Genomic DNA, 20,883 nt, shown 5'->3' with positions numbered 1-20,883 from the left:
GACGCAGGCGGCTGTCCCTAGGTAGGGAATGCTTGTTAGTCTCTTCCAAGGTGTTCCGAATCCTTCCAATACCCGGTTGGTGATCGAACATCGCGCAGGGAGCCCCTTCCGACATTGGGCCTCGACAACTCACGTCGGGAATGGGCTCCTTCTGCGTGTAGAAGTCTATAGAGGGCGCGCAGGTCCGAAGACCCAAGGGACCACAACTTCTACCCTCCGCACCGTCGCTGTTACTGCTCGTCATGGGCGCGTGCCTACACATGCGTACTCATGCGCACTCATGCGGACCCAACGCCAGTGGAACGCCTCCTTCACCGCCACCAATGTGACGGTCCCCACACTTTCCTGGCATGGCTGTACCTCCCTCCCGAGCGCTCGGCTCGAAGTAGTTGCCGGGAACGGTAGGGCACATCTACCAACCCGTGCCTGAGGGGACTGCAATTCGCAGCCACCAGAGCCGCCAGCGCAGATCAACCGGCCCTCGCCTGCAGGTTCCTCCACGTTGCTGCGTGAGAGGCGCAAGTACCTGCTAACTAGAGCTAGGCAGAGCCAACTAGAGCAGGGCAGCGAGTCGGGCAGTTGGCCGATTCTCGTCGCGCGCCTACCTCGCGCGTCATGGCGACGAGGCGAAACCGGCACCACTCGTTCCAGCGACAACCCCCTCACTTCTCGTCGGCGCGGTCGGCAACGTCCAGTCCCGCTTCCCGCCAGGGCGGTAAGTACGCGGTACTGCGCCTCGCCCCGCGTTTCGGGCGAAGGGGCGCTGACCCACGCTGAAGACCCGGCAGGAGGTCCCGGTACCGCCTTACGCTCTACCCGCCCCGATCGCTCGGGCCCGCGCAGTCACGGCCGTGTGCGGCGCTCTCTATGGCTCTTCTGTCCCCAGGGCTCGCCGTGCGGCTTGCTGGAAGGCGCGGTCCGGTGCACGTTTTGCCTGCCACGCCTCCTTGAAGCGCTCGGCATACTCGGTGAGCTGCCCGTGTCCCTCCCGCCGGGCCGCCGAGAACCAGTCCATCCCGGCCTTCTCCCAGTCGTACATCGCCACGCGCAGGTCCTCGGCCGCCTCCGCTGCGGCCACCGGGCCGGCCACAGTTACGGCTGCGACCGCGGTGCTGAACTGGACCCACGCCTCATGCACCTCAGCGAAGGAGGCCCTCCACTGCTCCGGCGTGGACTGCTCGTCCCAGACCAGATCGGAAAACCGCCACCATGACGCCGACAGCAGCTTCGTGCTCGCGATGAGTGCGCCGTACGCCTCCCGCCGTGCAGCTTCTCGCCGGTACTCCCGCTCGGCTTGCAACTGCCGCTGCTGCTGGCGCCCTTGACCCACCACCGAGACCCAGCCGCCAGCCACCGCTCCGAGCACGCCGATCGCCGCGCCAACCACACCCGCCACGCTCGCGTCCATCACCGCGCATTAGACCCCGAGTCCGCAGCACAAGCCAGAGCGCCTAGCGCCGGACACCGCGGCGGTCCGGTCGGCAGCCAGCGCCGGGGCGGCGTGCTTCTACTGGTCAGAAGCCCTGTGGCCTCGGCGGCGGTGAGGTTGCGGACCCTGTCGTCGAGGCTGGTGAAATAGATCGAGCAGCTAGCCCCGCAGAGGCCGCCCGCGAAGCCCGGTCCCATCCGAGGGCCAGTCGGCAGGGGTGCTGTTTCCGCTGCTCCTGGGGCGCAGGCGAGGGCACGCCGATCTACGCTGAAGACCCCGGCAGGAGGTCCCGGTGCCGCCTTTCGCTCTGCCCATCCCGCTCGCTCGGGCCCGCGCAGTCACTGCTGTGCCCGAGTCGCAGGTCTGGACGCTGGAGCCTAAGGGCCCGCCCGGTACCGCGGCACCAGGCACAGCACTGGAGGCTCCCGCACACCCCAGCCGTCCCGGCCACGCACGGCCCCGCCGACGCGCGAGACGGGGGAAAGCCAGCGCTGCGGCTATGGGTTGCGGAGCAGCGACGGGCTTACCCGAGCACACCGGATACTCGGTTCCCTGGCTGGTCACGGAGTGGCAGATTCCTGGCGGAGCAGGTCGGGGCGGACATCTGCCAGGGCGAAGGCCCGCTTCAGGCCCTCCAGGAGGGCGGGTTCGATCTGGTAGATGCGCCTGTCCTCGTCCCGTGCAGCAGGTTGGACCGGTTGTGCGGGCCGACCCTGCGGCGTACTGCTCGCAGGCTGGTGAGTGTCCCGCCGATCTTCTTCGGTGGGATCGGCGTCTGTGGATGGTCGGCGAAGTGCTCCTGGAGGCTGTCGAAGGTAGCGGTGCCGCCCAGTTCGACGAGGCGGCGCAGTACTGCCCGGGCGCCGGGCCGTACGGAGGCGAGAGTGTCGAACAGCATCCGCTCCGTCCAGCCCTGCCAAATGTCCTCGCTGTCCAGCGTCTCCGGTCCCGGCCGGGCCGCCGGCACTGGCGCGTCCGGCCAACCGCTCGCCTCCGCGGCGGGGTTGAGTCCGTACGCGGCTTGCACGGCTGCAATCGCCTGCTCATACGTATCGGTCTGCGTATCAATCGTCAGTCGCACACCCGCCCCCTCCATGATCTACGGCCCCATCCTCGCCCCGCCCCGCTCCCCTGTCGCCCGATCGGTGCGAGCCCGAAGGGCATTGCGGCGGTTGCCGAGGACACTGGCTCGTACAGCTGGCATTGCTCCACCAGCCCCGTCATGCAGGCGTCGGCGTGTCAGCCGGTGTTCTCATGGCAGGGCTCTGTCATCTCCGCTTAGGCTCGTATGGGCTCCAGCCACGCAAGTACGGGCGCAGGTCCTCTGGTGTGATCGTCGGAGGGTCCGGTAGTCCTGGGTTCTGAGGTACGGGGTCGATGCGGTCCGCATAGGCCCGGGCCCAGGTGGTCCAGGCAGTGGTTGCTTCGGCCACCTCGGTGGTGGTGGGGTGGTCTTCGAGTGCGTCGCAGTAGGCGCGGATGGCAGTGGCTTCCTGCCAGGCCTGTACCTGCGTGCGCAGGGCCTTCAGCCGGTGATCTTCCAGAAGGGCAGTGCGAGCCTGCTGCATCGCAGTGAGCCAGCGTTGGCGTGTCTCTTCTTCCCTACGCTGCTGGGCCTGCAGTCGTTCGTATTCGGCGTGTGCACGGTGGGCGATCTCTCGGAGCAGGGCGGGGAGTTTGTCTTCGAGGCGCCAGCGTTGCCGGTCTCCCCAGTGAGAGCGTCGGCCTCGATGGGCGTAGGTGTGCTCGAGGCTGAGTTCGAGTTCGTGGGATGGGCGTGTGGTGCGCGCGGTCACGCGTTGCCAGGCGTACTTCGCGCCGCTGAGGTCGGGGACTTCGTAGGAGCCTTCGTGGAAGGAGAGAGGGAAGGAACTGCCGCCAATGGTGATCACCAGGCTGGCTGCTGAACCGGTCTCGGGGTCGCTGACCGTGAAATTCTTGGCTTCGGCTGCGTGGCAGAGGGCGTGGAGGATGCGGCGGGCGCGGGGCTGGCAGTCGGGGCAGGTCGGGATGGGTGCTGAGGCGGCTGCGGGGTGCACGGTTTCTGGCGGCAGGTCGTCGGGGACGGGGACGGTCTCGTTTGGGGGTGTGGAGCGTCGCGGCGGTGGCCCGGGGCGCAGGGTGATGGTCAGGTCGCCTTTGTCGCGTCCGGTGTGTTGAAGGTGGTGGCCGTCGGGGACCAGGTGGTCTGCGCGTGCGGCGTGCAGGACGCGGCGCCAGTGGGCCCGCTCGTCCGGGGTGGGGTTGGTGATGTGCAGGGTGCCGCCTGCTTGCTGAAGTCTGGTGATCAGTTCTGCCGCCTCGGGTGCCGTCGATGGGGCGCTCGGGCGTGGGGCGAGCGTGGTGTCGGTGTGGGCGAGGTGCTGACGGCCGGCCTCGGTGGGGACTGCGCTCCAGCGGCCGTCGGCCCGGGGCATGGTGACCAGGCCACGATTGCGCAGGGCGTAGACGGTCGTGGCGAGGCCGGAGTCGTCGGAGGTGACGGGTGTCTCGCCGTGGCAGATACGGCGCAGGACGTCGAGTTGGCGCTCGTTGAGTTTGTTGCGGGCCACGGCTCTTCCTGTCGTCGGTGCCCGGTCGGTCGGGGATGTCAGTCGTCGCGCTCGGCCTGGCGCAGTGTCTCGAGGGGGATGCCGAGTTCCCGTTCGAAGCGGTCGGCTGCCCGGGTCTGTCCGGCTTGGCGGAGGGTGCCGATGGCCTGCTCCATGAGCTGGCCGATGCGGAGGACTTCGTCGCGCAGGGCCTTGAGTTCTTCGAAGCTCTCGACCACGTCGGCGCCGCACCATTGGCGCAGCAGGTTGTAGGCGGGTTGGTTGCTGCGGTCGACCTCTGCGCAGATCTCGGGGCTGATGTGGGTGCCTGGATTCTTGCCGCGGCCGGGGTAGTAGCGGCCGTAGATCGCGTCTTGGCGTGCCTGGCGTTCGTGTTTGTCCGCGACGGCCATAAGGTGGTCGGCCCGGGTGCGGGCCAGGAGCCGTGCCACCTCAACGGTGGTGGGCCAGGGCGCTGTCAGCGCGCCGTCGGTGTCGGTGAAGGCCCGTGGATCGCTGAAGAAGAGGCTTTCGGGCGCGTCGAGCAGCGCGGCCAGTGCGGGCACATCGTCGACGTACAGCAGTCCCCGGTCACGGTAGTTGACGCCGAAAGACACCAGCCCCTCCCATAAACGCTCGTCGAACAGGATGACGACCGCCCGGAAGGCGGTGTCGTCATCGTCCGGACTGTCCCGCGTCAGCTCGCTCCACCGCTCCTCGCGAGCCAGCCAGGCGTCCTTGTCCTTCCAAGCAACACGCAGCCGGGCCGGCGGTACCCATTCCTGCCGGCCTTCGGCTTCCTCCGCGACGAAGCGGACTTTGACACGCACCGGGCGTTGCGTGCCCATCTTCAGAACCTCGACCTCTGCGACGGGTCCGTGGTGTGGCGCCACCCGGTACGCCCACCGCTCCCCCACGTCCACAGGCCCTCCACTCCTAACCAACGCCTTGCCACCATCCTGCTCCTGATCACACTGCAGGGGGTGAGCTTTGTACGCATACCACAACGAGCGCACCCAGGATTTCTACGTCCAGCTTTGGGGTGACAGCGGCAGCGCCTTCAGAGGGGCGATTGGGACTGTAAGACGTTCGGTGTAACTCCCGATCATGGAAGATGCATCGATGACCAGTGAGAACGTGTCCGAGTCCCAGGCCGTGGAGCCCATGAAGGCTGCGTCGCCGAAGGCCGTGGACGACCAGCTGATCGACGAGCTGGTGGGCCGCGCCCAGGCCGAGGGCCTGCAACTGACCGGCGAGGGCGGGCTGCTGCAGCAGCTGACCAAGCGGCTGCTGGAGTCCGCCCTGGAAGGCGAGATCACCGACCACCTCGGCTACGACAAACACGACCCGGCCGGCAAGAACGGCGGCAACTCCCGCAACGGCAAACGCTCCAAAACTGTGCTGACCGACGTGGGCCCGGTGGAGATCACCGTGCCCCGCGACCGTGACGGCTCCTTCGAACCGAAGATCGTCAAGAAGCGGCAGAAGCGCCTGACCGGCGTCGACGAGATGGTCATCTCGCTGGCCGCGAAGGGCTTGACCACCGGCGAGGTGCAGGCCCACCTGGCGGAGGTCTATGGCGCCGACGTCTCCCGCCAGACCATCTCCACCATCACCGACAAGGTCCTCGAGGGCATGGCCGAATGGCAGAGCCGCCCGCTCGACGCCGTCTATCCGGTTGTCTTCATCGACGCCATCCACGTGAAGATCCGTGACGGCGCGGTGGCCAACCGGCCCATCTATGTGGCCCTGGCCGTCACTACCGAGGGCCGTCGGGAGATCCTGGGGTTGTGGGCCGGCGACGGCGGCGAGGGCGCCAAGCACTGGCTGCACATCCTCACAGAGATCAAGAACCGCGGCGTCAGCGACGTCCTCATGCTGGTCTGCGACGGGCTCAAGGGCCTGCCCGAGGCGGTGGAGACCGTCTGGCCGCAAACGATCGTGCAGACCTGCGTGGTGCATCTGCTGCGGAACTCGTTCCGCTATGCCGCCCGCCAGGACTGGGACAAGATCGCCAAGCTTCTCAAGCCCGTCTACACCGCCCCGACCGAGGAGGCCGCCCTGGACAGGTTCGCGGAGTTCGCCGGCGCCTGGGGCCGCAAGTATCCGGCGATCGTGAAGTTGTGGGAGAACGCGTGGGAGGAATTCACCCCGTTCTTGCGGTTCGACACCGAGATCCGCCGCATCGTCTGCACGACCAATGCGATCGAGTCGGTGAACGCGCGGATCCGGCGGGCGGTCAAGGCCCGCGGTCACTTCCCCAACGAGCAGGCCGCTCTGAAGTGCGTCTACATGGCGATCATGTCCCTCGACCCTACTGGCAAGGGACAGGCCCGCTGGACGATGCGCTGGAAGACCGCGCTGAACGCTTTCGACATCACCTTCGACGGCCGCCTTTCGGCGGCCCGTCAGTAACCTCAACTGCACCAGTTACACCACTCGTTTGACAGACCCGGGCGATTCCTTTTAGACGTCGGTTGGCCTGTGCCTCATGGAATTTCGCCGCAACACGTCTCTCGACAGGAGGTCGAGGTGTTCTTCGACCAGCTCGCTTACACAGCACAACTCCATACACCGGGCCCCGTGGTGCGTCCGGACGCGGGTCAGATCTCCCCAGCCGCCGTGGCGGTGAGCCAGCCGGCGGCTTGGGCGTCGGTCATCACTGGAATGGTCATCGTCCCTCGGGGGATTGCGCGGAGGGCGGGAGCGCCAGGTCGAGGAGGGCATTGCGGGTTTGGCGGTCGAGGCCGCTGTCGAGGCTGAGAGAGCGTCGTAAAAGGTTTCCGACGTCCTTCGGGTCGAGTCCCAAGCGCACACGAGCGTCCAGGCAGATCTCGCCGAAGAGTGCGGGGGCGAGTCGGGGCTCTCGCAGGATGTACCAGTCGATGAGGCGCACGACATCGCGCCGGATGTCGCCCAGGAGGACACCCTTGGAATCGTCAAGAGCTTCGGCATCCTGGGCGAGTCCCCCGAGGACCGCTTCGATGATCGTGGTGCGCACGGCGGCGAGGGGGATGAAGCCGTCGGTGCCGTCGTTGAGGGCGACGGCGGGCCACCAGGCCAGGTGCGCGGCCAGCTCCTCGTGACTCGTCCTGCTGCCACGGGTGAAGAGGCGGTTCTTCTTGGATTCCTCAGCATCCTCGAGGCTGTCGGCGATGATCTTCGTGAGGCGGTTGTGGTCCTCGACCAATCCCCGGGGCTGCTCGGTGCCGAATGCCGTAGTGGCGGACAACAGCTTCTCCGGGCCGTGGGTCCGGCGGTACTGCTCGGCCCAGTCACGGGCGACCGGTCGGGACCACCGTGGCCCCTCGGCCGTTTCGGCCTGGGGCGGGGGCAGGTTCCTCCGCCCGTGCTTCGGATGCGGCAGGTCCTCCAGCTCCAGGTCGGCGATCTGCGCCAGGCCGGCGCGGTCGACGAAACGGGCCGGGTCGAGTTCCGGTGCCTGGAGATCGACGGTGCACTGATCGAGCGGCCTGGAGCCAGGCTCGCGGCGGGAGGCCCACAGGGCGAGATGCTCACGCCAGTGCGGCAACGGTCCCTCCAGGGCATGGAAGTCGGCGATCTTCGCAATCTGCGCGGTGTGTGACGTCGCCGGGCGGGCCAGGACGTCGATGGCCGTGACGGTGACGGCGTCCGCCACCGGCCGCGCGTCGTACCCCTCGTAGGCGTGGTCTACGACCTGCTGGGGCCGGTACCAGCGGGTTCCCTCCCACCAGTAGCCGCCATGCCGGTACAGGAACCCGTTGTTCCCGTACATCCACTCGTGGTGCAGGCCGCTCATGTCTTCGTCGCGGATCAGGAGAACAGTCCGCCCATACTCGGGGTGCTGATGGACCGCCCAGGCGTAGTCACGGTTCTTCGTCTCGGTGGTAAACGCCACCCATCCCCCACCGCGCAGACGGTCCGTGCGCCCCCACAGCCCCTCACCCTGATTACGGCCCGTCCGCTCAATCGCGTCAGGATTGTCCAGGAGCAGCCGCTCGTCGTTGATGAACGGCAGTCCGGGAACCGGGTGATCGGTGCGTAACCCGTTGGCAACCGGTTGGATCATGCTCACGAAAGTGCCTTCCTTCTGCGACTCCCGGACCACCAGGGTGGCTCGCACCCCGGCACGCCAGCTCCACCCCGCGGCATCGCCCTCCACCCTCAGCACCACTCGGTATCCCTGTCGGAATGCCACTGGCAGAGGGCCGTGCCGCCTGCTGATCCGATTCTGACGACGTCACCCGATCGCGTCCGATGAATCAGCGAACCCGCGCACGTGGGCCAGATCTATCCGGCCGCCATGGTGGTGAGCCAGTCGGCGGCTTCGGCTCGGCCGTCAGCACTGTCTGGCCGGGTGGCTGTCGCCGTCCTGGACGACGTGGACACGGGGCGGCGCGCGCGGCCCCGCCGTCGCGCGAGGACACCTGAGGGCGCCCAATCCCCTCGCCCGCCGCCCGGCCGAGCTGTCCCACCCCCACCCTTTTCCTTTTCCTGCTGTGGGGCGAGGACTCGGGGGCGTAGAGGGGATGTCGGGCTACCGACCACGGCAGGAATTGCGGGGTGGCCTGCGGTTTTACGGACGGGTCCCGCGAGCGAGCAGGCGGCTGTGGGTGGGGTTGTCGGCGGGGTTGCCGGCCCGGTCGGGGGAGGTGTTGTCGCACCGTGACCGTGGTCGGGCCTTCGTGGTCGCAGTCCTGGTCGGGGGTGGCTGTTGCGCTTCGTCGTACGCACGGCACCGGATGAGCCGGTGCCGCACTGATGCGAGGCGGGAGAAGCCGTGGCGAGCGATGTGGACGCAGGGAGCGGGGACCGGCTGGCTTTGGCGGTGCTGGTGCAGTACCGGATGGCCACCACGGAACAGATGCACCTGGCGATCGCACCCAGGGTGCGGATCGAGCAGACCAGGCGTCGGCTGGCCAAACTGCGCAGTGAGGGCCTCATCGACCGGATCACGCTGCCGCAGGCCGGACGGACCCGGGTGTGGTTCGCCACCCCGTACGGCGTCCAGGTCGCCTGCCAGTGGCCGGAGCTGAGGGGGGTGCGGCCGCCGAAGACGGCATCCGACCGGACCGCGGTACGGCTGCGGGCCGGCCACGGGCTGACCGTGACGGAGACCGCGCTCGCGTTCCTCCAGGACGCCCGCCGCCGCGGCGAGCTGTGCCGGCCGCTGGACTGGATCCCCGAGGTTTACCACACCGTCGGAGGCGGCGAAGCTGTCATCCCCGACGCTCTGCTCTACTACCGGCGTGGCGGTGACGGCGGATCGATGCTGCGGGCGTTCGTCGAAGTCGACCGGGCCACCATGGGACCCGAACGCCTCGCCGCGAAACTCCCCGCCTACGCCCGCCTCCACGCCCACATCCCCACGCCTCCCCCAGGACAGCGCCGGCAAGCCTTCGGCCAGGAGCCACCGCAAGAAGAATGGCGCCGCCGCTACCCGCTGTTTCCCCGGGTGCTGTTCGTCCTGGACGGCACCGGCCCCGCGGGGATCGAGACCCGTATCGATGCCCTGCACGCCACCGCCCGTGGCCTGTCGCAGATCGCCTTCCGCCGCGACGTCATCGTCCTGGCAGCGGCGCTGGTCGACCTGCTCCGGGATGGGCCCGCAGCGCCCGTGTGGCGGCCCGTCGACGCCCCCGACCAAAGAGTCAGCTGGATGCACCCGCGCTGACAGATGATCCAACCACAGGCCCGACCACAGCAGGTCACAGCGCCTGCACGGCATGCACACTCCGCCATCCGGCCTCATCCTGGGAAGCGGCACCATCGGCTGCACAGGCCGACCATCCCCCGGGAGGTCCTGTGACCCTGCTCGCCCTGCTCGTGCCCGCCCTGATGATGGCCTTCCTCTTCGCCATGGATGCGCTGGAGAATCTCCTCTTCCCCCGCACGACAGCAACGGACGACGTCCGACGCGTCCATCCCGTGCCGTCCGACAGAAGTCCCTCCAGCCACCCGCCGCTCAGCTCCACGTAGGTCTTGCCCTGATCCGGCAACGGGCTCAAGGCAACCCTGGGGGTGTCGGTCCGTGACCGCTTCGACCAGGTCACCACGCCGCAACGCCCTCTGCCAGGCGTGGCTTCGGTGTGGCTAGGGCACAACTCGAGCCGTAGTGTCCGTCTGTCGGCGCTCCGCAACCAAGGGCGGTCCGAGCGTTGGCCAGACTCCGGGGTGTTCTCGCACCGCCAGGGCCCTCGCTGCTGCTGATAGTGGCGTGCCGCAGTACGCGGGGACGGCCACGGGCCGTGCTGCAAGCAGTGACCAAAGCGGTCCGCAGTGGAGCACCCTGCTCAAGGATTTCCCACCCTGGCATGGCACAGGACACCCGAGTCGGGGAAGGTCAGGCAGCGTCCAGCTTGCGCAATAAATCGAACAAGGTTTCTACTGAGGATATGGCCAGGCCTCGCGTCGACTACCTCACCAGCATCCAGGAGCACATCCTGCGCTGCATTCGCGACGCCATCACGGACCGCGGCGAGGCGCCCACAGTCGCCGAGATCGGGCAGCACATCGGCCTACGCAGCAGCGCATCCGTTCACTGGCACCTGAGACGGATGGAAGCCCTCGGGTACATCGAGCGCGAACCCTACAGGGCGCGCGGGATCCGCCTCAGATGACGACCGATACGCCTGGGCGCTTCCACCTCAGCCTGGCCTCTGCCGGCCGCCCGGTCGCACAGGGGTGGTGGGACAGCGAGGCGACGGCCCGCGACAAGCTCAAGGAATGGGTTGGAGAGTGGGGCCGACCCGGCGCCTGCATCACCCTGACCGACGAGCAGACGGGCGAGACGTTGACGGCGTGGCCGGACAGCGAATGATCGTCTGCCATCCTGGCGCCATGAATCACGAGCCCGCACCCGACCCAGACTCTGAGGAGTACGAGGACGACTTCGCCGACGTCGTCACCGTCGAGGGCACGGTGCCCCTCGACGAGTACCGACTGTCCCTCTGACCAGCGTTGCAGCCGCCACCGACAACGCGGGCTTGCCCAGGCCCGTCTTGGGTTTGCCCGCGTCGTCGGTCGCCACGGCTTGCCCGGGTCAGGTACGGCTTTCATATCGGACACGCCCTGACCGGCATCCCGGTCGGGGTCGCGCCGGGCTTGGGGGCCTGTGGTCGGCGCCACCACGGCGGTCCGGCGTTCCGCGGGGGCACCGGCGGAGTCGGCGGCTGCTGAAGAAATAGACCACGGGCTGCAGAGTTCCTCCACCCGGCTTCAGCCTCGTCCAGTTCGACTCGTACGGGCGGTACGCCGATCTCGTACACGAGCCACTCGAGCCAGCTCAGCAGCCATTTGCAGACGACGCCCCAGACGCAGGACTGCATCCCGTGTATGCCCGTCAGCGTGTGCGCTCCTGGACGGAACTGGAGCGGCTGCTTGACGAGCTGGAGACGCCAGCGGCGCCCAGCACCGCATGAAGAGGGGAGGTCCACCCATTCCTTGGAGCGGAACCCTCTGATGCGTGACGCGGACCACACCTCGATTCGGTGAGAGTCACATATCTCGGCGCCTCCGTCGTGGGAATCTGCCTTCAGCTCTCGTCGGGACCACGCCCGACAGGCGGCTCGTGACCGCCGGAGGGCACGCAACGTGCTGGCCCGCCCTAGCCAATCCGAGCGGGTGAACCGCCTGGTGATCGCAAGATCACTGGAGCGGCCGATGCCCGTTGCGGAAAGCCGCCCCGTCAGTGCGGAAGTTCGCACCCACTGATGGAGGGTCTTCGTGATCGGCCTGTTCTCCGCGGCTCTGCCTGAGTTCCTTGGCAGCCTCTGCGCCACCCTCGTCGTCACCATCGGCGCCTGGGCCGTCCGCAAAGCCTGCGGCCGCGCTGCCACCAGGGAAGACCAGACGACCCCTGGCGAGGAGTAGCAGGTAAAGCTGTGGGCCTACCCCGTCACCGGCGTAGGCCCACAGTTCACGAACACAGCTACTTGGGGCCGTAATCGGCTCGGAGCTGGTCGAGGAAGGTCCGTGCATCCGCTGCAGAGAAGACGGTCACCTGCTCCTCCTCCGTGGCCCCGGCGACAGTGATCTCCACCTCGCCGTTCCCTGTTGGCGACACCTGAATCGGCGGCTGCGCCATCCACATCACGTCGATCCCTCGGCGAACCACCACCGCAACCAGACCAGGCAGCAACACCGCCGCACCGCCGACGCCCCCCGGTCCCATGAGCAGATCCGCGAGCGCTTCGCTCGCATCGTCGCCACGCACGCTCTCCGTGGTGAAGCCGATCTGACCGCTGCCGATATCGGTCACCAGGACGGCCATGTGCGTACAGTCCTCGTTGCGTTGCCATGGAGGGATCTTCCAAGTAAAGGCCATGGGCGCATCCTGCCCACGCGGTGAAGCCGTTGATGCCGAGACCGAGGCAACCGGCCGAAACCTGACCCACGGCGCCCGTGCGAGAACCACCGTGACCACACGCCGCACGTTCGGCACAGCCCCAAGGCTCCTGCCCAGCGCCTCCCAAGCTGGGAGGCGCCGAGCCACGGATCGCGGAGCCAGGCCTGCCCTTATAGGTCAGTTCCTGCCGACGGTGACGGGCCGGGAGTCCAGCGCCGTGCGCAGGCGCTCCGCGACGGGCCGGTACCGCTGAACGGAGCCAAGGTGTTCAGCTGGTTGGGCACGGGCAGTTGCCTGTGCGGTTCAGGCCACCGTTCGCAGAGCGTCCAGCCCAGAGGGCGCAGCCCGGCCCGGTTCATGCCCCGGTCGACGCACGCCATGTAGTACGGGTGATCTGGCAGTCAAACGGCGAGTTGCCCTCGACGCGTCCTCGGCCTCCGCGAGGAGTAGGTCCCGCTGTCCGCTGTGGAGTTGTACCTCGCTCGAGGGGCGATGCGCAGCCAACCGGGTGGCGGACAGGACGGGTGGAAGGGATGGGAGGTGACGTGGACGCTGCCGGAGCCGATGCTGAGCACCCCTGTGTCCGTGCCCGATCTGCGGCCGGGTTGTGCTGCGGAGCCGAAGTGGGACGGATTCCGGGCTCTCATCTCCGTCGACGCGGGCCAGGTGGTACTGCGTTCCCGGCGCGGCACCGAGATGGCGGCCTCTTTTCCGGAGGTCGTGGCCGGGGCGGTGCAGTTGCCAGATGCGACCGCGATAGACGGCGAGCTGGTCGTGTGGGACGCCACGGGCCGCCTCGCGTTCGAGCGGCTGCAGAACCGGCTTGCCCGGCGCGGTGCCGCGGCAGCCCGGGCCGCTGCGGAGTGGCCGGCCCACTTCGTCGCGTTCGATCTTTTGCGGCTGTCCGGGACGGACACCACCAGGTGGCCGTACCGGCGGCGCAGGGCCGCACTGGAATCCGTGTTCACCGCCCGCCGGCTTATCGCGCCGTGGGTGCTGTGCCCGTCGACCACCGAACCCGACGTCGTGCGCGAATGGCTGACGTGGGCGTCGGTCGGGATGGAAGGGGTGGTCTTCAAAAGGCTGGACGATGTCTACCGGCCCGCGGTGAGGGGCTGGCAGAAATACAAGGTCCGCGAGACGAGCGAAGCGATCGTCGGCGCGATCACCGGCCCCCTGACCGCTCCCCGCACGCTGCTGCTCGGCAGGTACGACGAGCAAGGGCGCTTTCAGTACATCGGCCGCACCACCACCCTCGCCCAAGCGGCAGGTACTGCCGTCGTCGGCCTGCTCGCCCCGGGGCGGCCCGGTCATCCGTGGACAGGTTGGTCGTTCTCCGCCGGGTGGAGCAGCCAGGAGAACTTGAACGTCACGCTGGTGGAACCCGAACTGGTGGTGGAAGTCGGCGTCGACGTCGCCCGCGACGCCTCCGGCCGATGGCGACACCCCGCACGCTGGCACCGAGCACGCCCCGACCTCTCCCCCACCGACGTCCCCCGCCTCACGTCACCGCCACGCTGACGGCGGCCGGGCGCGGCAGCCCCGCCCGGCGCGCAACTGGCTGAGCGCGCCCCGATGCGTTCGCGCCGCCCAACCGCCCGCCCTCCTCCGGCTGGTGGAGGTGGTGCAGGGGGCGAGGGTCTGGGCGGCTCGCGCGGCGGGTTCACTGGGAAGCTCTACCCCGAGCGCTGTCGGGCTCCAGCAGCTCCACCTCGTGCTTGCAGTCACCAGATGCCGAAGGGCCGGCTTCCCAAGTATGGGGAAGCCGGCCCTCGTGATCGGCGGCCTTGTCACTCCGTGCGGTATCAACCGGCAGATGCGGGATGGCCGCTTCTGTGCTTGATCAGCAAATCCAGCATCTTGTTGAACTCGTCCGGTGGCATCTTGAGAATCAGGTAGTGAGCGGCCTCCGCACCGTCGGTGTATGGGAACCGCTTCGGCTGCCGTTGGTCGTCCGAGTGGGAGGTTCCAGTCGACGTGGCCTGGTCCGGTCCACCCGCAGCGGTGGTCTCACCTGTGGTGGCGGCGACTGACTCGTTGCTGTCTACGTGCTGCTGACCCCCACGCGGTTCCGGTACCGCCTGCTTGGTTGCTCGGTCGGCAGAACGTTCTCCGTCTGGGATGCCATCCGCCTCCGGCGTCCCGGCGGGGCCGCCCTCTATTACCGAGTAATAGCTGTCGCCCTCCGTGGACTGCTTCGCCGCACGCGTAGCGTCGCTATCCGCCTTCTTGGGGCCGCGCTTCTGCTTCGGTTCTTCCTTGCGGGCGAGCTCCTCCTTCAGCTGCCTGAGAGCCTCTTCCTGCTCCGCATGCGGCTTGTTACCCACGGCGCGTAGCAGCTTGATGGGCTCTTCACCGATCCGGGCCTGCAGTTCGGGGGTGAGGTTGAGCAGGGCGAGGCGCTGTGAGACCCAGCCCTGGGATCGGTGGAGCCGTTTGGCGAGGGCGCTCTGGCTGCCGTGGATGGCGAGGAGGCGTTCGAGTGCACGGGCTTCGTCGAGCTCTTCGAGGTCCTGGCGGTGAATGTTCGCGACGAGGGCGGACTCGAGGAGTTCCTCGGAGGTGGAGCCCTGGTCGTCGCTGACCATGACCTTGATGGTGGCGAGTTGCGCCTCGCGGGCGGCGGCGAGCCGGCTGCTGCCGTCGATGACGACGTGGGTGGTGTCGGGTTCGAGGTCTGGTGCGCGCTCGGGGTTGGCCTGGAGGTAGGCGTCGCGGTTCATGACCGTGATTGCCTGCTTCTGGCCGTGGGTTCGGAGGCTGCCCGAGAGGTCGGTGAGATCGCCGAGCTTGGAGCGGGGATTGTCAGGGTTGAGGCTGATGCGGTGCGGGGGGAGTTCGGTGGGTGGTGCGACGCCTTCGGTGGGTACGCCTGTTGCGGCTGCCATGGCCTGGCGGCGGGCGCTGACTGGGCGCACTCCCCCGCTGAAGCGGCCGGTGCCCAGCTGGTCGGCCTTGCTCATGCGATCTCCCTTGCGAGGGCGCGCATGCCGATTGCCTGCTGTGATTTCGGTGCGTAGGACAGCAGGGGCTGCTTCATCCGTACTGCTTCTTTCTGTTCCTTGAGGTCACCGATGAGGCCGATGACGCGGGGGTCCTTTATGTCGACCCATCCCTGCAGCGAGGACGTTGCGATGAATCCGCGGCGGGAGTCGTAGAGGTTGACGACGATGCCGAGGTAGTCGATGTCGACCTGGAGGTCGCCGCGGAGGTCGTCGATCTGGCTGGTGAGCAGGTCGTAGGCGTCGGCGGAGCTGTCCTCGGCCTGCACAACGATCAGGGCGCCTGACTGGCCGGGCCTTTCGCCGTCTCGGCGGCGGCCGTAGTAGGCGGCGGCGTCCATGCTCATGCCCAGGCTGGGTGGGCAGTCGATGACGATGACGTCGTAGTCGGCTTCCAACGGGGCGAGTGCGCGTTCCAGTGCAGCTTCTCGGGCGCGCACGGCGGACAGGCGTACGTCGATGAGGAACGCGTCATGGCAGGCGGGCAACAGGTGGAGGCGGCCGCCGAAGGTTTCCTCGTCGACGGAGACGATGACGTCGCGCAGGTCTCCCTTGGGTGTGCCTGCCATGTGGTTGGTAAGGCTGTCACCGTCCATCGGCAGAGGTGCGGCGCCCAGTTGGTTGGTGAGGTGGCACTGCGGGTCGAAGTCGACGAGGAGGACGCGCATGCCCAGGCCGGGCAGGTTCTCGATGTCGAGCGGGTCGCTGGGCAGCGTGTCGGTTTGGGTGTCGCTGGCGCGGAGGGCGTTGGCGAGCGCTTTGGCTACCTGGACGGCGTGGAGGCGGTTTGAGTCTTCGGCGAGCGCTTCGCCGAGACCCGCGGTGATCGCCGTTTTGCCAACGCCGCCCTTCTGGTTGCAGACGACGATGCGGCGGGTGATCTCGGGACGCTCGACGTCCGGGGCGGGGTTTGCGTCGAGCCACAGCTGAACGGACTGGGCGAGCCCCTGGATGAGGGAGACGCGTCGGTCGGTGGTGACCTGGCGGAACTCTTCCCACTGGCCGGGGGGCAGGAAGGTTGAGAAGGAGTCGGCGCCGGATGTATCGATGGCCGCGGTAGCGGAGGCCAGGTTGCACCAGTCCCTGATGCCCTGTTCGACGGCGGTCTGGATCTCGATGTGGTGTTGCGCGGCTCTGATCTTGAGGTTCTGCCGGAGCCATCCCGGCAGTTTGGAGACGACCTTCTCGCGGTCGCTGGAGGTGGCTGGAGAACTCATGGGGACACCTTACTAACGTTCATGATCCCGCGGGGGACCGGCATGTTAGTTGAGGGTATTCGGCGTGGCGTGACGGTCCGCGACTCAACTTCCTGAGTCCATTACCCGGTAATAGCCCTCGCCCGTTCTGACGCCCCCAGCCAGCGCCCGTCCCGTGGACGGATTCTGAGCATTCGTCCGTTCGTCACAGATCGGCCTGGATCGCTCGCGCAGGTTGCCACACAGGACCCACACCGTCCTCCCGTTCTGCATCAGCTGGTGCCAACCTCCGCCAGGGCACTCGCGATGCCGGCGGCCAGAGTCAGAGTCGTTGCGAAAAGGGGGCTGCGATGGTGTGAGTCGGCACGACTACTCCGCGAGGCCGCCGAGGCTTGCCACGCTCACGCGCTAGCGAGCTCGCCTGGCACCACGTTGCCGCCGGAAGACAGAAGGTGGCGGAGCGCGTAAGCCGGGGGGCGGTGAATCTCGGCAGTCTCGATGCTGCTAGAACATGGAAGCGATGTGAGCATGTCAAGAATCGTGTGCATGGCGGGTGTGCGGCCGCGGCCGCACACCTCACAGGCGCTGGCCCGGACCGCGAGTTGGTCATCGAGGCGAGGTTCACCTCGCGGCGATCACGCCCATGTTGCTCAGACTTACACGACAGCAAGTCGGTCCAGATGGCGCCGAACCCGGCCAGAGCCGTCCCTTCGAGCAGCCTTAGCAGGTGAAGGCAGTGCTCGTGCAGTGGAAGGCCGGGTAGTTACGGGGCAGCTGGGGTGAGGACGGTGTCCGGGGGGCCAGACACTGCCGGGCAGTGAGGCTGTGGGGGGCTCTCGCCCAGCACCCGCGTCAGTTCGCTGGTGTGGGTCTCTGTCAGGGGGCGTCGAGCCTAGGCCTACCTCCCGTTGCCGGTTTGGCCGAACAGGCACTCTCGAGCCCGGGACGATTCCCCCGCGGGCCGCCTGCTTCCAGGATCGGGCTGAAGTTGCCAAGCGCAGCGCCTACTCGACCAGATCGTGGAGGCCGACAGTAGCTCTGTCGTCATGAGCCAGCTGGTCGAGCTCCGGGAAGCTGCAGGCGATGGCCGACTACCGTCAGCTGCTCGCCGACGGCACCATCCAGCTGTGTGATGCCGCGCTGTGGTGGCCGCCGGCCAGCCCCACCGGACGGTGTAACGGGCCGGCCACTGGGATCCCTGTGCTGCTACAGGCGATTGACCGGCGGGGCGGTCAGTCCGCTGTCGTCGGGTGCCTCGGCAAGTGCTGCGTCCATTACCCGGTAATAGCCAGCGAACGCGCTGAAGGCCTCGTCCATCATCACGGTGCTGTCCCTCATCGGCGATGCGAGCCCCACGTCGCCTCATGACTGGTCTGCAAACGAAGGGCCTGTGCCCCTCGCAGCTGCGTGGGGGATACGGAGCCTCCCTGCAGTCCTCGCCGGGAGTCATCCCGAGTGCCGGGTTGTGATGAGGCGTTGGCCTGAGCCGACTACCGTCCGGTCCATTGCGCGTGATGCCGTCCTGCAGAGTGTGCGTGCGGCGGATGGGCTCATCGAGGCCGCGGGCATAGTCGATCTCGCTGCGGGTGCTGTACCCGATGCAGCCGTGGCGTTGGCGAAGAGACCTCGTCGGCAAGGTCGATCTTGCTGTGGCTGCAGTTCGTCGAGTTACTGCTTCAGCGGGCAGCTCGATCCGGACCCTCCCGAACCGAGGCGAACCACATCCGATGGGAGAACGTGCCTCCAATCACGGGAGTGTGGTGCGCGCGGACGCCACTACGTCACTTCATGACCAGTTCGGCCGCGGCCCGATAGGCAAACAGAGCGTCGTCGGTCGTCGCCGCTGCTCGGGCAGTGGTGCGCTCGGTCGTCCTCAGCTCACGAACCACGGCTGTCAGATAGGTCTGGAGGCTGACCAGCTGAGTGGGGGTAGTGCAGCTGGGAAGCACCGCTGCGATCTGGTCCAGCCAGAAGGTGACCTCCCCGTCGTCGTCCAGGCCGGCCCGATGCTCAAGCAGCCGCTGTGCCACCGGGGCGAGCAGTGTGTGGCGGCGTGCCGCCTCTTGCTCCGCGCGGCGCTCGGCGGCGGCCTGGGCAGCCGCAAGCCGCTCGGCCTCACGGACAGCTTCGGGCGTGCGGCGAACGGGCCGGTCACCTCGGGAGGCTTCTGTGAGGACTGCAGCCTGCATCCGCTTCGCCTTGTTGTACGCCGCACTGGGGGCGCTGACGGCGAGCGCCGGTGCCAGGTCGGTCCATTGAGCGCCCGCAGCCCGGGCGTGCTCGATGGCCTTCGACTGGTGGAGGTCAGCCTGCTCGCGGAGGTACTCCCACAGCCTCACGCGTTCGATCGCGGCCTTGCGTTGTGCCTTTTCGCTCTTTAGCGCGCCCGCGTTTGCTTCGAGGTACAGCAGAGCCCGGAACAGCTCCTCATCGGCCGGCATCCTGGCGACGTTCTTGTCCTCAGCGTCTTCGTGCAGCTGTCGCAACTCACCGATGACGGCTGCGGTATCGATGCTGCCGAGCCGGACTGGGGGCTTGAGCAGGGGATTTGTGGGACGCGTTGACTTCGGGGTGGGACGGGCCATGAGGTCGAGTCTGCCTGACTGAAGCGATTCACAGAATGTGAATCGCTCGACCTGGTAGTCCTGCGGAGGACCCGCAATCGGGGAGTCCAGCCCGCAGGCCCGATTTCACGCGCCCGACGGCAACCGGAATGTTGCCTCGTGCCCGGTTTGCCGACGGCGTCTCGGCGGTGGGGACCGGTGTGCCGTCGGTATGCAAGGTTGATTGATGCCGTCCCTGTGCAGCGTCCTGGGCTCGCCGGTGTGTGTCTCGGCGGGCCTTCGCTGCCGCGCCCTCTCTACGGTCGCTGTACCGCGTCGGCGCTTGGCGATGAGGGCCGCGATGGATGCAGCGGACCACTGGGGTTGGCTGGTCGGGCCCCATGGCGCCCTAACGACCTGGACGGCATGAAAGGTGGCTTGTTGCTCCCCCTGCTGTGACCAGGCGGAGCCCGGGCCCTTGGTCTGACTGCTTTCCGGTAGCGGGAGCCCACGCTGAGACGGACCATGAGCTAGCCGTTCTGGCCGCTCTGGAACAGCGGACTGCTCTGCGTTACACGATGCCGGGCATGACCTCGACCGAGACGACCAGCTACGTCGCCCGCCACCTGAAGATCGCCGGGCGCCCGGACCAGCTGTTCACCAGCTATCCGAGGGCAGTCAACAACCTCGCCCTCCAAGCCCTCGTCGCCGCTTTCGCAACCCGCAAGAACCTGGTCGACGAAGCCGCCGCCCGCGTCCGTGAGCGAGGTGGTCGGCGACTGAACCACCCGTGCGGGGTCCTGAAGAAGATCTCAACCCTGCTCTTCGTTCCAGTTGTGCAAGCTCAACCAGGCCACGGATCTACACCCACTCGGCCAAGTCACCGATGACTTCTGCCTCGTGGTGCCGTCCTACTGGACGAGGATGAAGTCCGAACAGGAGAGGACGTATGCACGCAGCACTAGTGACATTGACGATTGACCCCGATCAGGCCCCGGCTGCCGCTGGCGCGCTCATGAACGACATCCTGCCCAAGATCCGTTCAGCACCCGGCTTCGTCACCGGCTACTGGCTCGAGCCGGCCGACGGCAGCGGCTTCTCAATGATGCTGTTCGACACCGAGGAACAAGCTCGCCAAGCGACTCCGCCGGCAAGCGGCTGGACGGCCCCTGGCGTCACCATCACTGGAGTCGAAATCCGCCGGGTAGCAGTCACAGCACCTTGACGCGACCGGCACCTCGCCGACGAAGACGACACCTTGCCGACGACCGTCCCGCCGGACCACCCACCGGCGGGGCGTCGCTGTCACAACCCGTCGGCAACGCGAACGCCGCCTCATCGGCATTTTCAACGCCGGGCAACACGCCCATGACCGTCAGACAGCCCTTCCCATCTGAGGATGGCGCCACTGAATGCGGTAAAGCCCCTCACCCACCGGTTCGAGACAGGTGCGCGGCACGCGCGCCTGAGCACAGGGGAGTAGCACGCTTATGGCGCTGTCGTAGTGTCCAGGGAGCGGGGCCTTTCAGTCAGTGGGCATACGTCCCTGGCTGCCGGAAGGTGGCGGGGGTCAATCAGCGTCCTCAGTTCGGGTAAGCGCGTCGCGCGCGATGCATGCCTTCTTCCAGATACGTGCGGCTTCCTCGCATCCCTCCTGAGCTTGCAGGCGGTCCCAGAGGTCGGGAAAGTCGCGGTTGGTGCCGTCTCCGCCGGGCTCGCAGTCCATGAGCAGGGCGAGCTCGTCGGGATCTCTCGTTACGTGCGGGGTGGTGTAAGCGAGACCGGGGATGAACGGATGCATGGTCACGGTGGTGCCGGACACGTGCTGGGTGCACTGCTCACACGACTGGGAC

At 67.6% G+C, this 20,883-nt stretch carries 19 protein-coding genes; 9 read left to right on the top strand and 10 right to left on the bottom strand.

Annotated elements, in window-relative coordinates; genetic code table 11:
* Positions 1-865: 865 nt before the first annotated feature.
* The 4 genes from M8H82_RS32425 to M8H82_RS32410 form a co-directional block, all read right to left on the bottom strand.
* Complete coding sequence (locus M8H82_RS32425; protein WP_250078686.1) at positions 866-1,408, bottom strand: hypothetical protein; 543 nt, start codon at positions 1,406-1,408, stop codon at positions 866-868.
* Between the two features lie 646 nt (positions 1,409-2,054).
* Positions 2,055-2,510, bottom strand: coding sequence for a hypothetical protein (locus tag M8H82_RS32420; protein ID WP_250078685.1), 456 nt, complete (start codon positions 2,508-2,510; stop codon positions 2,055-2,057).
* Between the two features lie 187 nt (positions 2,511-2,697).
* Positions 2,698-3,981 (bottom strand): hypothetical protein, encoded by a 1,284-nt coding sequence (locus M8H82_RS32415; RefSeq protein ID WP_250078684.1) that lies wholly within the window; start codon positions 3,979-3,981, stop codon positions 2,698-2,700.
* 38 nt (positions 3,982-4,019) lie between these two features.
* Positions 4,020-4,808 (bottom strand): hypothetical protein, encoded by a 789-nt coding sequence (locus M8H82_RS32410; protein ID WP_250078683.1) that lies wholly within the window; start codon positions 4,806-4,808, stop codon positions 4,020-4,022.
* A gap of 316 nt (positions 4,809-5,124) precedes the next feature.
* Between M8H82_RS32410 and M8H82_RS32405 the strand changes: the two genes are divergently transcribed.
* The gene (locus tag M8H82_RS32405; protein WP_250078710.1) at positions 5,125-6,375 is read left to right on the top strand and encodes an IS256 family transposase; all 1,251 of its coding nucleotides are present in this window, start codon (positions 5,125-5,127) and stop codon (positions 6,373-6,375) included.
* Between the two features lie 256 nt (positions 6,376-6,631).
* Here M8H82_RS32405 and M8H82_RS32400 read toward each other — a convergent pair whose 3' ends face one another.
* On the bottom strand, positions 6,632-8,050 hold the full coding sequence (locus M8H82_RS32400; protein ID WP_250078682.1) for a hypothetical protein: 1,419 nt from the start codon (positions 8,048-8,050) through the stop codon (positions 6,632-6,634).
* A 672-nt stretch (positions 8,051-8,722) separates the two neighbouring features.
* Between M8H82_RS32400 and M8H82_RS32395 the strand changes: the two genes are divergently transcribed.
* The 5 genes from M8H82_RS32395 (at position 8,723) to M8H82_RS32375 (ending at position 11,814) form a co-directional block, all read left to right on the top strand.
* A complete protein-coding gene (locus tag M8H82_RS32395; RefSeq protein WP_250078681.1) occupies positions 8,723-9,616 on the top strand; it encodes a replication-relaxation family protein in 894 nt (297 codons plus the stop codon).
* 131 nt (positions 9,617-9,747) lie between these two features.
* Entirely contained in the window at positions 9,748-9,921 is a 174-nt protein-coding gene (locus M8H82_RS32390) for a hypothetical protein (protein WP_250078680.1), read from the top strand.
* A gap of 335 nt (positions 9,922-10,256) precedes the next feature.
* Positions 10,257-10,562 carry a hypothetical protein gene (locus M8H82_RS32385; RefSeq protein ID WP_250078679.1) on the top strand — a complete coding sequence of 102 codons (306 nt, stop codon included), beginning with the start codon at positions 10,257-10,259 and terminating at the stop codon, positions 10,560-10,562.
* The gene (locus M8H82_RS32380; RefSeq protein ID WP_250078678.1) at positions 10,559-10,762 is read left to right on the top strand and encodes a hypothetical protein; all 204 of its coding nucleotides are present in this window, start codon (positions 10,559-10,561) and stop codon (positions 10,760-10,762) included. The genes M8H82_RS32385 and M8H82_RS32380 overlap by 4 nt, the downstream gene beginning before the upstream one ends.
* 905 nt (positions 10,763-11,667) lie before the next feature.
* Entirely contained in the window at positions 11,668-11,814 is a 147-nt protein-coding gene (locus tag M8H82_RS32375) for a hypothetical protein (RefSeq protein WP_250078677.1), read from the top strand.
* A 58-nt stretch (positions 11,815-11,872) separates the two neighbouring features.
* Here M8H82_RS32375 and M8H82_RS32370 read toward each other — a convergent pair whose 3' ends face one another.
* Entirely contained in the window at positions 11,873-12,214 is a 342-nt protein-coding gene (locus tag M8H82_RS32370; RefSeq protein ID WP_250078676.1) for a hypothetical protein, read from the bottom strand.
* A gap of 615 nt (positions 12,215-12,829) precedes the next feature.
* Between M8H82_RS32370 and M8H82_RS32365 the strand changes: the two genes are divergently transcribed.
* Positions 12,830-13,810, top strand: coding sequence for an ATP-dependent DNA ligase (locus M8H82_RS32365; RefSeq protein WP_250078675.1), 981 nt, complete (start codon positions 12,830-12,832; stop codon positions 13,808-13,810).
* Between the two features lie 284 nt (positions 13,811-14,094).
* Here the strand turns inward: M8H82_RS32365 and M8H82_RS32360 are convergent, their stop codons facing one another.
* From M8H82_RS32360 to M8H82_RS32350, 3 genes are all read right to left on the bottom strand, one after another.
* A complete protein-coding gene (locus M8H82_RS32360; protein ID WP_250078674.1) occupies positions 14,095-15,252 on the bottom strand; it encodes a ParB/RepB/Spo0J family partition protein in 1,158 nt (385 codons plus the stop codon).
* Positions 15,249-16,508, bottom strand: a complete 1,260-nt coding sequence (locus tag M8H82_RS32355; RefSeq protein WP_250078673.1) for a ParA family protein — start codon at positions 16,506-16,508, stop codon at positions 15,249-15,251. The genes M8H82_RS32360 and M8H82_RS32355 overlap by 4 nt, the downstream gene beginning before the upstream one ends.
* A gap of 1,760 nt (positions 16,509-18,268) precedes the next feature.
* On the bottom strand, positions 18,269-19,072 hold the full coding sequence (locus M8H82_RS32350) for a hypothetical protein (RefSeq protein ID WP_250078672.1): 804 nt from the start codon (positions 19,070-19,072) through the stop codon (positions 18,269-18,271).
* A 545-nt stretch (positions 19,073-19,617) separates the two neighbouring features.
* On the opposite strand from M8H82_RS32350, the gene M8H82_RS32345 reads away from it, so the two are divergent.
* Both M8H82_RS32345 and M8H82_RS32340 read left to right on the top strand, forming a co-directional pair.
* Positions 19,618-19,920, top strand: a complete 303-nt coding sequence (locus M8H82_RS32345; RefSeq protein ID WP_250078671.1) for a hypothetical protein — start codon at positions 19,618-19,620, stop codon at positions 19,918-19,920.
* Positions 19,921-19,979: 59 nt separating this feature from the next.
* The gene (locus M8H82_RS32340; RefSeq protein WP_250078670.1) at positions 19,980-20,255 is read left to right on the top strand and encodes a hypothetical protein; all 276 of its coding nucleotides are present in this window, start codon (positions 19,980-19,982) and stop codon (positions 20,253-20,255) included.
* Positions 20,256-20,600: 345 nt separating this feature from the next.
* On the opposite strand, the gene M8H82_RS32335 is transcribed toward M8H82_RS32340, so the two are convergent.
* Positions 20,601-20,852 (bottom strand): hypothetical protein, encoded by a 252-nt coding sequence (locus M8H82_RS32335; RefSeq protein ID WP_250078669.1) that lies wholly within the window; start codon positions 20,850-20,852, stop codon positions 20,601-20,603.
* Positions 20,853-20,883: the final 31 nt, after the last annotated feature.

It is taken from the genome of Streptomyces sp. YS415 (genome assembly GCF_023544665.1).
Classification (GTDB): domain Bacteria; phylum Actinomycetota; class Actinomycetes; order Streptomycetales; family Streptomycetaceae; genus Streptomyces.
Note: the sequence above shows the minus strand (reverse complement) of the source record. Positions and strands in the feature narration are given on the sequence as shown.